12 protein-coding genes are annotated in these 13,552 nt (G+C 74.6%); 7 read left to right on the top strand and 5 right to left on the bottom strand.

All coding sequences use genetic code 11. The annotated features are described in order from the left end of the window. Positions 1-180: 180 nt before the first annotated feature. The gene (locus ACFVVL_RS08265; protein ID WP_380291189.1) at positions 181-453 is read right to left on the bottom strand and encodes a hypothetical protein; all 273 of its coding nucleotides are present in this window, start codon (positions 451-453) and stop codon (positions 181-183) included. A 7-nt stretch (positions 454-460) separates the two neighbouring features. Next, positions 461-700, bottom strand: a complete 240-nt coding sequence (locus tag ACFVVL_RS08270; RefSeq protein WP_380291187.1) for a hypothetical protein — start codon at positions 698-700, stop codon at positions 461-463. A 391-nt stretch (positions 701-1,091) separates the two neighbouring features. Between ACFVVL_RS08270 and ACFVVL_RS08275 the strand changes: the two genes are divergently transcribed. Beyond that, on the top strand, positions 1,092-2,081 hold the full coding sequence (locus tag ACFVVL_RS08275; RefSeq protein WP_380291185.1) for a LuxR C-terminal-related transcriptional regulator: 990 nt from the start codon (positions 1,092-1,094) through the stop codon (positions 2,079-2,081). A 209-nt stretch (positions 2,082-2,290) separates the two neighbouring features. After that, positions 2,291-4,720, top strand: a complete 2,430-nt coding sequence (locus ACFVVL_RS08280; protein ID WP_387672405.1) for an endonuclease/exonuclease/phosphatase family protein — start codon at positions 2,291-2,293, stop codon at positions 4,718-4,720. A gap of 72 nt (positions 4,721-4,792) precedes the next feature. On the opposite strand, the gene ACFVVL_RS08285 is transcribed toward ACFVVL_RS08280, so the two are convergent. Next, entirely contained in the window at positions 4,793-5,713 is a 921-nt protein-coding gene (locus ACFVVL_RS08285) for an SGNH/GDSL hydrolase family protein (RefSeq protein WP_387672408.1), read from the bottom strand. Positions 5,714-5,965: 252 nt separating this feature from the next. On the opposite strand from ACFVVL_RS08285, the gene ACFVVL_RS08290 reads away from it, so the two are divergent. Continuing rightward, the gene (locus ACFVVL_RS08290) at positions 5,966-7,621 is read left to right on the top strand and encodes an FAD-binding dehydrogenase (RefSeq protein ID WP_387672411.1); all 1,656 of its coding nucleotides are present in this window, start codon (positions 5,966-5,968) and stop codon (positions 7,619-7,621) included. Between the two features lie 23 nt (positions 7,622-7,644). Here ACFVVL_RS08290 and ACFVVL_RS08295 read toward each other — a convergent pair whose 3' ends face one another. Both ACFVVL_RS08295 and ACFVVL_RS08300 read right to left on the bottom strand, forming a co-directional pair. Further along, positions 7,645-8,061: a DUF3592 domain-containing protein gene (locus ACFVVL_RS08295; RefSeq protein WP_380291177.1), complete on the bottom strand. Its 417-nt coding sequence runs from the start codon at positions 8,059-8,061 to the stop codon at positions 7,645-7,647. Positions 8,062-8,110: 49 nt separating this feature from the next. Then, positions 8,111-8,491 (bottom strand): ArsR/SmtB family transcription factor, encoded by a 381-nt coding sequence (locus tag ACFVVL_RS08300; RefSeq protein ID WP_380291175.1) that lies wholly within the window; start codon positions 8,489-8,491, stop codon positions 8,111-8,113. A 98-nt stretch (positions 8,492-8,589) separates the two neighbouring features. Between ACFVVL_RS08300 and ACFVVL_RS08305 the strand changes: the two genes are divergently transcribed. The 4 genes from ACFVVL_RS08305 to ACFVVL_RS08320 all read left to right on the top strand — a co-directional run. Continuing rightward, positions 8,590-10,557, top strand: a complete 1,968-nt coding sequence (locus tag ACFVVL_RS08305; protein ID WP_387672414.1) for a heavy metal translocating P-type ATPase — start codon at positions 8,590-8,592, stop codon at positions 10,555-10,557. A gap of 6 nt (positions 10,558-10,563) precedes the next feature. Then, a complete protein-coding gene (locus tag ACFVVL_RS08310; protein WP_387672417.1) occupies positions 10,564-11,034 on the top strand; it encodes a (2Fe-2S) ferredoxin domain-containing protein in 471 nt (156 codons plus the stop codon). 117 nt (positions 11,035-11,151) lie between these two features. Beyond that, positions 11,152-11,403 carry a hypothetical protein gene (locus tag ACFVVL_RS08315; RefSeq protein WP_030302164.1) on the top strand — a complete coding sequence of 84 codons (252 nt, stop codon included), beginning with the start codon at positions 11,152-11,154 and terminating at the stop codon, positions 11,401-11,403. 123 nt (positions 11,404-11,526) lie between these two features. Beyond that, the coding region (locus ACFVVL_RS08320; protein WP_387672420.1) for a choice-of-anchor A family protein at positions 11,527-13,552 on the top strand (2,026 nt) is incomplete at its 3' end.

The following is a 13,552-nucleotide window of genomic DNA, read 5'->3' on the forward strand; positions in this document are numbered from 1 at the left end:
GTGCGGGCATGCCGCGTCGGCCCGGGGGGACCGGGCTCGGCGGGGCCTGCATATGGGCATGCGCATGTCAGTAAAGGGCCGGTCCGAGCCATGGGCATGAATCGGCCAAGTTTGCGAGAGAAGGCAACCGTCCGAAAACCGGACGGAAGATCAGGAAGTGTTCGGCGCCGGGGCCGCGGCCTACGGTGGAGCCGCCACCGCGTAGCGGCGCACGGGGCCCTCCGCCAGCGCCCGGTCGAGCAGGGCGTACGCCCTCAGCTCGGCCGCCCCCCGGTCGGGCGCGCGGACGTACAGCACCAGGCCGACGCCCCCCGGGACGGCGCAGGCGCGCACGTGTTCCAGGCCGTCGCCCGGAACGGCGCGCGCCCACAGGGTGTCCTGGACGTCGGCGGGTCCGGCCTCGCCCGTCGGCTCGGCCGAGACGTCCAGGAGGGTCAGATGGACGGCGAACACCGAACGGTCAGTCCCAGCCGATGCCGGGGCCGCCGGCCAGGGTGTCCCAGCCGATGATCCGGGCGCCCGGGGCGTCCCAGCCGATGCCGGGCCCGTCCCAGCCGATCCCCGGCCCGTCGGCGGGGGCGGTCGCGGCGAGGGTGACGGCGGCCGGGGCGGCCTGCGGGGCGGAGAGGGCGGGGGCGGCGGCGGTGGCGAGGGTGAGTGCGAGAGCGGCGACGGCGAGCAGCCGGACGGACTTCGGCACGGCGGTTCCTGTTCTGTGCACGGTGGTTCGGGGCGTGGTTCAGGGCGTGGTTCAGGGCGTGGGGCGGAGCGTGGTTCGGGGCGTGGTGAGCGGTGGTGCCGGTGGTGCGTTGCGCGCTGAGTGAATACTCCCGGCGCCGGGCCCGCCGCGGGAGGGCGGACGGGTTGCAGCATCCGGCCAGGCAGGATGCTGCAACCCCGTGGCGGCAACCGGGGGCTGGCGCGGGCCGCCCGGCGGTGTCCGCAGAACAGACCGGATGGTCCGGTTCTACCCGGGTGACCGGATCGCGTCTTGTGGCGGCGGGACGGCCGGAGGAAGGATCGGGGGTCGGCGGACCGGACGGAAATTCATTCGCTCGAAGGCGATGTTGTGACGATCAGGGGTCGTTGACGTGCTGGAACTGCTGGGCCTGGACACCACCGCGGAAGCCGTGTACCGCGAGATGCTCGCGGATCCGGAGGGCGGAGTGGCCGAACTCTGCGAACGGCTCGAACTCTCCGAAACCGCCGTCCGGGCAGCCCTGGACCGGCTCGCCGACCTCACCCTGCTGCGCGCCTCCCGGGAGCGCCCGGGCGCCCTGTGGCCGGTCAGCCCGGAGCGCGGCCTGGAACTGCTGCTGCGTCGTCAGGAGGAGGAGCTCGCGCGCCGGCAGCAGGAGCTGGCCGTCTCCAAGGCCGCCGTGGCGCGCGCCGTCGCGGAGTACGCCACGCTCCGCTCGGCCACCCTGGTCGACGGCGGCGAGCGGCTGGTCGGCCTCGACGCCATCCAGTCCAAGCTGGAGGTGCTGACCGCCCGGCTGACCACCGAGTGCCTGGGCGTGATGCCCGGCGGCGCGCAGTCCGCGGCCAGCCTGGCCGCCTCCCGCCCGCTCGACGAGGACGCCCTGCGGCGCGGCATCAGCCTGCGCACCATCTACCAGGACAGCGTCCGCAACGACCCGGAGACCTTCGCCTACACGCAGTGGATGACCTCGCTGGGCGGCCGGGTGCGGACCTCCCCGGTGCTGCCGCCGCGGATGCTGGTCTTCGACGGCACCACCGCGGTGGTGCCGATCGACCCGGAGAACACCCGGGCCGGTGCGCTGTGCACCGAGGAGCCCGGGATCGTCGCCTCGCTGGTCGCGCTGTTCGAGCGGACCTGGGAGGCGGCCGTCCCGCTCGGCGGGGACCCCCGCCCGGAGGACACCGCCACCGGTCTCAGCCCCGGCGAGCGGGAGCTGCTGCGGCTGCTGTCCACCGGGCTGACCGACGACGCGGCGGCCAAGCGGCTGGGCGTCTCGGTGCGCACGGTGCGGCGGCAGATGGCCGCGCTGATGGAGCGTCTGGAGGCGGCGAGCCGCTTCGAGGCGGGCCTGAAGGCGGCTCAGCGGGGCTGGCTGTAGCGGTCGTCACGGCCTCGGGGCGGCGATCTCCGGACGTCACGGAGAAGTTCACTTCCGGACTCTTGTCCGGTCATTTTCTACGCGCGTATCTTTGGGCGCTGCGGGGGGCGGTTCCCGGCTTCCGCACGGCTTTCTACGCGGGTAGCGGGGCGGGGTGCGCGGTGCGCCCGGCCGACCGACCCTCACCCACAGCTAGGAGTCCCGTTCCGGTGACCACCCCCACTGCTCCCCGTCCGCGTTCCCGCCGCGCCCTGCTGCGCGCCGCGGTCCTCCCGGCCGGTCTCGCCGTCTCCCTGGTGCTGGCCCCGCTGCCGGCCGCCGTGGCCGCGCCCTCCGCCGACGCGCTGATCGCCGAGGTCTACGGCGGCGGCGGCAACTCGGGCGCCACCCTGAAGAACGACTTCGTCGAGCTGGCCAACAAGGGCGGCGCCGCCTTCGGCCTGGACGGCTGGAGCATCCAGTACATATCCGCGGCCCCCGGCCCCAACTCCCAGTGGGGCGTCACCCCGCTGACCGGGTCGATCGCCCCCGGCGGGCGTTACCTGGTCGCCGAGTCGGCCGGCGCCGCGGGCACCGTCGAGCTGCCCGCCCCGGACGCGGCCGGCTCGCTTGCGCTCTCCGGCACCAGCGGCACCGTCGCGCTGGTCCGCGGCACCGACCCGCTGACCTGCAAGACCGCCGCCGACTGCGCCGCCGACGCGCGGGTGCGCGACCTCGTCGGCTTCGGCACCGCCGTGGTCCACGAGGGCTCGGCCTCGGTGCCCGGCGCCTCCAACACCGCCTCGGTGGCCCGGAAGGCCGGCCTGCCCGACACCGACGACAACGCGGCCGACCTCGCGGCCGGCGCCCCGACGCCGACCAACAGCCGCGGCGAGGTCGCCGAGGGCTCCACCCCGACCGGCCCGACCGAGCCGGGCACCGTCCGGATCCACGACATCCAGGGCACCACCCGGGTCTCGGAGCGCACCGGCAGGACCGTCGCGGGCGTGCCCGGCGTCGTGACCGGCGTGCGCGCCTACGGCTCCAAGGGCTTCTGGATCCAGGACCCGAACCCGGACGCCGACCCGGCCACCAGCGAGGGCGTCTTCGTCTACACCGGCTCCGCCAACCCGGCCGTCAAGGTCGGCGACTCGGTGCTGGTCACCGGCAAGGTGACGGAGTACTACCCGAACTTCAACGGCGGCTCGCAGTCGCTCACCCAGCTGAGCAACCCGGCCGTCACCGTGCTCTCCTCCGGCAACCCGCTGCCGGCCCCGGTGGTCGTCGACACCCGCAACATCCCGGGCACCTACAGCCCGCAGGCCGGCGCCGACGGCACCATCAACGGTGTCACCCTGGACCCGGAGAAGTACACCCTCGACTTCTACGAGTCGCTGGAGGGCATGCTGGTCGAGGTCCGCGACGTGCGGGTCGTCCAGGCCACCGACAAGTACAACGAGCTGTGGGTCGCCGCCGACAAGCAGGACCAGAAGAGCAAGCGCGGCGGCCTGCTCTACGAGTCCTACGCCGAGCCGAACGTCGGCCGGCTGATGGTCCAGCAGCAGGCCCCGGTCTCGGAGCAGCCCTTCCCGGTCGCCAACGTGGGCGACGTGCTGACCGGCACCACCTCGGGCCCGCTGGACTACAACCAGTTCGGCGGTTACACCCTGGTCGCCGGAACCCTCGGCGCGCTGCAGGACAACCACCTGCAGCGCGAGGTCACCGCCCAGGCCGGCGAGCGCGAACTCACCGTCGCCACCTACAACGTGGAGAACCTGGCCGCCACCAACCCGGACGCCAAGTTCGCCGAGCTGGCCGCCGGCATCGTCACCCACCTGCGCTCGCCCGACATCGTCGCCCTGGAGGAGATCCAGGACAACAACGGCGCCAAGAACGACGGCACGGTGGACGCGAGCCAGACCGTCGCCAAGTTCATCGCCGCGATCAAGGCGGCCGGCGGCCCGGCGTACGACTGGCGCTCGGTGGACCCGGAGGACGGCAAGGACGGCGGCGAGCCCGGCGGCAACATCCGCCAGGTGTTCCTGTTCAACCCGCAGCGGGTCTCCTTCACCGACATCCCGGGCGGCACCGCCACCACCGCCGTGGACGTCGCCGGCACCGGCGCCGCCGCCTCGCTGACCGCCTCGCCCGGCCGGATCGCCCCCGCCGACGCGGCGTGGGCCAACAGCCGCAAGCCGCTGGTGGGCCAGTTCTCCTTCCGCGGCAAGAAGGTCTTCGTCATCGCCAACCACTTCAACAGCAAGGGCGGCGACCAGGGCATCGACAGCCGCTTCCAGGCCCCGACCCGCTCCTCCGAGGTCCAGCGGACCGCCCAGGCCACCGTGGAGCAGGCCTTCGTCGCCAAGCTGCTGGCCGCCGACAAGGAGGCCAAGGTGGTCTCGGTCGGCGACTTCAACGACTACCAGTTCTCGCCCGCGCTGGCCGCGCTCACCAAGGACGGCGTGCTGCGCGACCTGGTGAACGAGCTGCCGGAGAAGGAGCAGTACTCGTACGTCTACCAGGGCAACTCGCAGGTCCTGGACCACATCCTGGTCAGCCCGGAGGTCGGGTACGCCAAGTACGACGTGGTGCACATCAACGCCGAGTTCGCCCGGCAGGCGAGCGACCACGACCCGCAGGTGGTCCGCATCAAGCCGTGAGGCCGCTGAGCGCGCACGACCGAGGGGGCGGTGACCGGGGTCCGGTCACCGCCCCCTCGGGGCTCGGCGCCCCTACGGGCGCAGCGCGGCCAGCACGGCGTCCGCCATGACCCGCTCGCCGGTCGCGTTGGGGTGGAAGGGGACGGCCGGGGAGCCGGGCAGCGCCCCCTCGATCCAGCGCTCGTCCGCGCAGACGTCGTGCCCGCGGGTCGGGGTGGCGGTGTCCACGTAGGTGGCGCCGACCGCCGCGGCGGTGGAGCGCAGCATGCCGTTCAGCCGGTCGAGCACGCCGTGCAGGTACGGGACGTCGCCCGGGGCGAGCGGCTGGCGCAGCACGCAGGAGGCGCCGTCGGCGGGCAGCACCGAGGGGTAGCCGACCAGCAGGATCCGGGCGTTCGGGGCCTTGGCGCGCAGCGTGCGCACGGTGTCCGCGAGCCGCGGCCCGGTGGCGTCGATCCGGTCGGCGAGGTCGTCCCCGCCGTACTGCCAGGACCAGCTGGACCAGTCCCAGTGGCCGTGGCGGTAGACGTCGGTGCACGGGGTGCCGAGCGGGTTGACCACCGCGCCCGCGATGCAGGTGGCGATCACGTCGCCGATCCCGATGTCGCTGTCGCCGAGGTCGTTGCCGCCGATCCCGAGGGTGATGAGGTCGGTGTCGGCGGTCACCGCGTCGATCTGCGGGTCGTTGACCCGGATGAAGGCGTCGTACTGGGCCCGGGTCACGGCCGCGACCTTGGCGGCGGCGCAGGTGACGTCGCGGTAGGCGGCGGCGCCGAGCGCGGCGGCGACCAGGTGGCCGTAGTTGCGGTCGGAGCGCAGGCACAGGCCGGCCGACTGGCTCGGGACGCCGGCGCCGGACGCGTAGGAGTCGCCGAGGGCCACGTAGCGGTGCGGGGCGGGGGTGGCGGCCTGGGCGCCGGTGGCGGTCGTCGCCAGGGCGGCGCCGAGCGCGACGGACGCGAGCAGCAGGGATTTCCGGGCACGGCGGAGCACGGTTCCTCCTGGGGGAGAGAAACGGGTGGGGGACGGACAGCCGGGCCACAGCTACTACCGACAGGTAAGTTACTGGCAGGTTTCTTCGGCGTCCATGCCACGCGCGGACATTTCCGGAAATCCTTCGAAGGTTTCACCGGACGGTCCGACGGGAATTTCGAATTTCGCTCCACGGTGTATCGACGACAATTCCGAAACGGGGCGGAGCGAAATGCGCGCGACCTCCGCCCCCGGCCTGGAGGAGCTGCCCGAATGGCCCTGGACGCCGACGTCATCGTCATCGGAGCCGGACTCGCGGGCCTGGTCGCGACCGTCGAACTCGCCGACGCCGGACGGAAGGTGATCCTGCTCGACCAGGAACCCGCGGCCTCCTTCGGCGGCCAGGCGCGCTGGTCCCCCGGCGGCCTCTTCCTGGTCGGTTCGCCCGAGCAGCGCCGGCTGCGGATCCGCGATTCGCCCGCCCTCGCCCGGCAGGACTGGCTCGGCAGCGCCGGTTTCGACCGGCCCGAGGACGCCTGGCCGCGCCGCTGGGCCGAGGCCCACGTCGCATTCGCCGCGGGGGAGGAGCGGGCCTGGCTGCGCGCGCTGGGGGTGCGGTTCCTGCCGGTCGTCGGCTGGGCCGAGCGCGGCGGGTCGCTCGCCGACGGTCCCGGCAACTCCGTGCCGCGCCTCCACCTCACCCGGGGCGCCGGCCCGGGCCTGCTCGCACCCTTCGTCCGCGGGGTCCGCGCGGCCGCCGCCCGGGGACTGGTCGACCTGCGCTTCCGGCACCGGGTCACCGGCCTGGCGGCGAACGGGGGCGCGGTCGACACGGTCACCGGCGAGGTGCTGGTGCCGGGCGGCGCGGCGCGCGGCGGGGCCGGTGCCCGCGAGGTGACCGGCGGCTTCGAGCTGCGGGCCCGGGCGGTGGTCGTCGCCTCCGGCGGCATCGGCGGCAACCACGACCTCGTCCGCGCGGCCTGGCCCGCCCGGCTCGGCTCCCCGCCCCGGCGGATGCTCTCCGGCGTGCCCGCACACGTCGACGGACTGATGCTCGGCATCGCCGCCGGGGCCGGGGCCGCCCTGGTCAACGGCGACCGGACGGGCCACTGCGCCGAGGGGTTCGCCACCTGGGACCCGCTCTGGGCCCGCCACGGCGTCCGCGTCCTGCCCGGCCCCTCGGCGCTCCGGCTCGACGCCCGCGGCCGCCGGCTGCCCGTCCCGCTCTTCCCCGGCTTCGACACCCTCGGCACCCTGGAACACCTCGCGGCCACCGGGTACGACCACAGCTGGTTCGTGCTCAACCGGAGGATCGCCGACCGGGAATTCGTCCTCGTCGGATCCGAACAGAACCCCGGCCCCACCGGCGGCCCGCTGCGCGGAATGCTGCGGCGCGCCCTGCCCGGCGCCCCCGGCCTGCTGCGCACCCACCTCGCCCACGGCCCCGACGTGGTGGTCGCGGGCACCCTGTACGACCTCGCGCGCGCGATGAACGCCAAGACGCGGGCCCCGCTGATCGACGGCGCCGAACTGCGCCGCGTCGTCGAGGCCAGGGACCGTCAGCTCGCCAACCCCTTCGCCAAGGACCTCCAGGTGATCGCCGCCCGCGGCGCCCGCCGCTACCCCGGCGACCGGCTGCTCGGCGTCGCGGCGCCGCACCGCATCCTCGACCCGGCCGCCGCGCCGCTGATCGCGGTGCGGCTGTCCGTCCTCACCCGCGGCTCGCTCGGCGGCCTGCACACCGACCTCTCGGCCCGGGTGCTGCGCCCCGACGGCTCCGTCCTCGACGGTCTCTACGCCGCGGGCGAGGCCGCCGGCTTCGGGGGCGGCGGCGTCCACGGGTACCGCTCCCTGGAGGGGACGTTCCTCGGCGGCTGCCTCTTCTCCGGCCGGGCCGCCGGCCGCGCGGCGGTGCGGGACACGGCCTGAGGGGGTTCGGCGACCCGCGGCCCTCAGCGGATGGCGAGGGCGATGAACAGGAAGAAGACGGTCATCACCGCGAACAGGACGGACGTGTAGGCCAGCAGCGGAACGCCGTCGGCGGTGTGGTACCCGAGGACGACCACCTTCCGGGGGTGGCGCCGCAGGTGGGCGACCTCGACCTCGTCGCCCGGTTCGAGCCCCGTCGGGCCGCGCAGCGAGAGCGAGGTGGCCGCCTCCACCGGGGGGCCGTCCGGGACCTCGAAGCGCACCCGGACGTGGTCCTCGACCCCGGTTCCCTCGCCCACCGGCGTGCTCCGGACCTCGGTCACCCGGGCGCGGAAGCGCGTTCCGTGGCGGCGGATCCGGTACGTCATCGAGGCGCGCGACCCGGCGTAGTACGAACCGCCGCCGAGGATCGTCGCGAGCGCGAGCGCGAGGAGGGTCACGGTCCGCACGCTACCCGCCGGGATGCCGGAGCGCCCAGCCTTGTGGCGCTCAACCACCGTTCTTTGGCGCGGAGTTCGCCCTTCCGTCGTCGGTGATGCCGAGGCGGAGGTGATCGACGTGGTAGACCGCCTGGTCGAGGAGGGCGGCGACGTGGTCGTCGTGCAGGGAGTAGACGACCGAGCGGCCGCGGCGCTCGCCGACGACCAGGCCGAGGTTGCGCAGCAGCCGCAGCTGGTGGGAGCAGGCGGACTGCTCCATGCCGACGGCGTCGGCGAGTTCGGTGGCGGCCCGCGGCCCTTCGCGGAGCTGGGCGAGGATCAGCAGCCGGGAGGGGGTGGCGAGGGCCTGGAGCGTGCTCGCCACCTTGGCGGCGTTGGACGCGTCCAGGCGCATCCGCGGCACGGCGTTCTCGGCGGCTGCGTGTCCCATGGGGGAATCCTACGGGGGGCGCGGACGGGGGAGGGAAGGCCCGACAGGTCATATGAACACATGAAGGTGTGTTCATGTATTCCTGTAAGGTGGCGCCCATGTCCGCCACCACGCTCACCCGGCCGGCCGCCCCCGCCCCGTCCGCCGGGCCGCCGCGCCCCCGCCGCACCCGGGCGCTCGCGCTGCCCGAGGCCCGCTGGGCGGCCGGCAGCCTGGCCGCCTTCCTGGCCGCGCTCGCCCTCCAGCTCTGCGGCGCCCCCGGCTGGGCGTCCGGCACGCTGTACGCCGCCGCGTACGCCGCCGGCGGCTGGGAACCCGCCCTCGCCGGACTGCGCGCCCTGCGCGAGCGGACCCTCGACGTGGACCTGCTGATGGTCGTCGCCGCCCTCGGCGCCGCCGCCATCGGCCAGCCGCTGGACGGCGCGCTGCTGATCGTCATCTTCGCGACCAGCGGCGCCCTGGAGGCCCTGGCCACCGCCCGCACCGCCGACTCCGTCCGCGGCCTGCTCGACCTCGCCCCCGCCACCGCCACCCGGCTGCGCGTCGGTGGCGCCGGGGAGACCGGGGAGACCGAGGAGACCGTCCCCACCGCCGAGCTCGCCGTCGGTGACACCGTGCTGGTCCGCCCCGGCGAACGGATCGGCGCCGACGGCCGCGTCCTGGACGGCGCCGGCGACGTCGACCAGGCCACCATCACCGGCGAACCGCTGCCCGTCGCCAAGCGCCCCGGCGACCAGGTGTACGCGGGCACCCTCAACGGCACCGGCGTGCTGCGCGTGCGCGTCGAGCGGGACCCCGCCGACACCGTGATCGCCCGGATCGTCGCCATGGTCGAGGAGGCCTCCGAGACCAAGGCCCCCACCCAGCTGTTCGTCGAGAAGATCGAACAGCGCTACGCCGCCGTCCTGGTGGCCGCGACCCTGCTGCTGTTCGCCGTCCCGCTCGCCCTCGGCGCCGACCTGACCGACGCCCTGCTGCGCGCCATGACCTTCATGATCGTCGCCTCGCCCTGCGCCGTGGTGCTCGCGACCATGCCGCCGCTGCTCTCCGCGATCGCCAACGCCGGTCGGCACGGCGTCCTGGTCAAGTCGGCCGTGGTGATGGAGCGCCTCGGCCGGGCCGACGCCGTCGCCCTCGACAAGACCGGCACCCTCACCGAGGGCACCCCCCGGGTCACCGAGGTCCGCCCGCTCGACGGCACCACCGCCGACGACCTGCTGACGCTCGCGGCCGCCGCCGAGCACCCCAGCGAGCACCCGCTGGCCCGCGCCGTGGTCGCCGCCGCCCGTGAGCGCGGCCTGCCGGTCCTGCCCGCCACCGACTTCACCGCCACCCCGGGCGTCGGCGTGCGGGCCGTGGTCGGCGCGGCGGTGGTCGCCGTCGGCGCCCCCGGCCCCCATCGCGACCACCCCGCCGTCACCGCCGTGGAGGCCACCGGCCGCACCGCCGTCCTGGTGCTGCGCGACGGCGAGCCGGCCGGCGTGCTCGGCCTCGCCGACCGCCCGCGCGCCCAGGCCCCCGGCGCCGTCCGGGCCCTGACCGCGCTCACCGGCCGCCCGCCGGTGCTGCTCACCGGCGACAACCCGCGCGCCGCCGCCCGGCTGGCCGCCGAGGTCGGCCTCACCGACGTCCGCGGCGGGCTGCTGCCGCACGAGAAGGCCGCCGCCGTGCACGACCTCGCCGCCGCCGGCCGGCGGGTGCTGATGGTCGGCGACGGCGTCAACGACGCCCCGGCGCTGGCCGCCGCGCACACCGGCGTGGCGATGGGCCGGGCCGGCTCGGACCTCGCCCTGGAGACCGCCGACGCCGTCCTCGTCCGCGACGACCTCGCCGCCGTCCCGGCCGTGGTCGCCCTCTCCCGGCGGGCCCGCCGGCTGGTGGTGCAGAACCTGGTGATCGCGGGAACGGCCATCACCCTCCTGGTCGTCTGGGACCTGGCGGGTACGCTGCCCCTGCCGCTCGGCGTCGCCGGGCACGAGGGCTCCACCGTGATCGTCGGCCTCAACGGCCTGCGGCTGCTGCGCGAACGGGCGTGGCGGCGGGCCCTGGGGAACGAGGAGGGCTGAGGGAGCATGAGCCGTCGCGAGCGCGAACGGACGGGCGGGAGCGCCAAGGGCGCGGCCGGCGCGAAGGGCGCCGGCAAGGGCGCCGGCAAGGGCGCCGGGCGCGGCCCGGTGTCCCCGGTGACCGTCACCGTCTGCCGGGGCTGCTGCTGCGGCACCCGGGAGAAGCACCCCGGCGTCGACCACGCCGGCCAGTACGAGCGGCTGCGCACGGCGGTCGGCGACGCGGGCCGGGTCCGCGCCGTGCAGTGCCTGGACACCTGCGCCCACTCCAACGTGGTCGTGGTCGGCCCCTCCAGCGAGGGCCGCGCGGCCGGCGGCCGGCCGGTCTGGCTGGGCTGGGTGCTGGCCGACGACATGATCGAGGAGATCGCCGCCTGGGTGCACGCCGGCGGCCCCGGCCTCGCCGACCCGCCGGGGATGCTCGACCTCCAGCAGATCTCCGTCTCCCGCCGTGTCGGCGCGGGCCTGCCGGGCTGAGCGGAGCCCTCTCGGGAAGGACCGGACAGCGCCTACGATGACCTGGGGCGCGCCCTGGCGTCGCGGACCCGGCCTGATCCAAGAGACAGACCCTATGTCCGACCCGGGAGGAAGACGATGACCACGGTCTGCCGCATCTGCGCGGGCACCGGCCGCACCGCCGGCCTCAGCTGCCGGACCTGCCAGGGCACCGGCACCACCGAGGTCGGCGGCGGCGGGGGGAACTGTTTCCTCTGCGACGGCACCGGCGTCTACGTCCGCTACCGGGTCGACGCCACCGGCGCCAAGCACGCCTACCGCGACGAGATCTGCCGCACCTGCGACGGCACCGGCAACCGGGCGGCCTCCCCCTGGGACGAGGCGTCCTGACCCCTCGTCGGCCGGGCCCCGGAAGCTGACGGTTGGTCTGAGCGGGTGCGCCCGGGCACCATTCAGCGTACCCCGGCGCCCCGTCACGGACCCTGCGCGCGCGGGCTGCCGGACGCTACGACTATGGCTCGTTTCAACCGCATGTTCGCCCGCGTCCGCCGGAAGGCCGCCGCCCTGGCACTGCCGTGCACGATCGTGTCGGCCCTCGTCCCCGTCCTCGCGCTCGGTCCGGGCGCCGTGTCCGCCGAGGCCGCGACGCTCCCCGGTGGCCTGGGTCCCTGTGTCCCCGGCAGCTGTCCCGACCCCTTCCCCCCGATCAGCAACGGCCCGATCGCCGGGCGGGACAACGGGATCAACATCTTCGTCGGCTCCGACTTCCTGGTCCGCGGCCGCGCCGCCGAGGCCGAGGGCCGGGTCGTCGTCCTCCACGACTTCGACCAGTCCAAGGACGTCGGCGCCAGCTCCATCTACAACATCGGCATCGTCGGCGCGGGCTCCCGGGTCCCCCCGCCGGACGGGGCGGACTTCCTCACCACCGGAGACGACGTCGTCGTCGCCCCCGGCCAGACCCTGGTGGCCGAGGGCGGTGTCGTCCGCTACGCCAGCACCGTCACCGGCAACGTGACCGGAACCCTCGTCCACGACCCCAACGCCGTCCAGCCCTACGCCGCCCTGCGCGACCAGCTCTCCGATGCCTCCGACTGCTACGCCCGGGTCAACGGGGTGCCGCGCACCCCGACCGGCGTCGCCGTGAACGCGGGCTTCGAGACCTTGTTCACCGGTGACGGCGTGTCACCGCTCCAGGTCTTCAACGTCGACTTCGACCTCGCCGGTCCGGGCGGCGGCCAGCAGGGCATCGCCTTCGCCAACATCCCGGCGGGCGCCACCATCCTGGTCAACCTGACCGGTGCCGCCCGGACCATCAACACCTACAGCGGCGACATCGCCGACACCGACCCGCTCAACGCCTACCGCGAGCGCCTGCTGTGGAACTTCCCCGACGCCACCTCGGTCAACCTGGTGGGCACCGGCCAGTTCCAGGGCAGCATCCTGGTCGGCGAGCGGACCTCGCAGACCACGGTCACCCTGCCCGGCGTCAACGGCCGCGTCTTCGTCACCGGCGACCTCATCCACACCAGCTCGGCCACCGGAGGCGGTGGCCAGGAGTTCCACGCCTACCCCTTCGACGGCGACCTGCCCGAGTGCGCCGCCGTGGTGACGGGCGAGGTGCGGGTGCTGAAGACGGACTCGGTGACGGGCGCGCCGCTGGCGGGCGGTGTGTTCGAGCTGTGGGAGGAGACCAACGGCATTCCCGGTCTCCAGACCACCGGCGTCGACCCCGACACCCAGCAGGGCACGACCTGCACCACCGGTGCGGACGGCCTGTGCACCCGGACGGTTCCGCTCGGAACCTACTACTGGCGGGAGACCGCGGCTCCGCCGGGCTATCTGCTGCCGGCCGATCCGGTGTTCGGTCCGTTGGTGCTGACGGCGGCCAACGCGGCCCAGGGCGTGCAGGTGACGGCCCCGGACGTCGCACAGCCGCCGACGACCGGCGAGGTGCGCGTCCTGAAGACGGACTCGGTGACGGGTGCTCCGCTGGCCGGTGGTGTGTTCGAGCTGTGGGAGGAGACCAACGGGATTCCCGGTCTCCAGACCAGCGGCGCGAACCCGGACACCCAGGTCGGTACCTCCTGCACCACCGGTGCGGACGGTCTGTGCACCCGGACGGTTCCGGTCGGTGCGTACTACTGGCGGGAGACCGACGCGCCGCTGGGCTACGACCTCCCGGCGGACCCGGTCTTCGGTCCGCTGGAGCTGACGGAGGCGAACGCGGCCCAGGGCGTGCAGGTGACCGCTCCGGACGCCCCGCAGGCCCCGGTGACGGGTGAGGTGCGGGTGCTGAAGACGGACTCGGTGACGGGTCTGCCGCTCGCGGGTGGTGTGTTCGAGCTGTGGGAGGAGACCAACGGGATTCCCGGTCTCCAGACCAGCGGCGCGAACCCTGACACCCAGGTGGGTTCGGCCTGCACCACCGGTGCGGACGGCCTGTGCATCCGGACGGTTCCGATCGGCACCTATTACTGGCAGGAGCTCGCTGCGCCTCCCGGGTACGTGCTGCCGGTGGATCCGGTGTTCGGTCCGTTGG

This window comes from Kitasatospora sp. NPDC058115 (assembly GCF_042884635.1).
Classification (GTDB): domain Bacteria; phylum Actinomycetota; class Actinomycetes; order Streptomycetales; family Streptomycetaceae; genus Kitasatospora.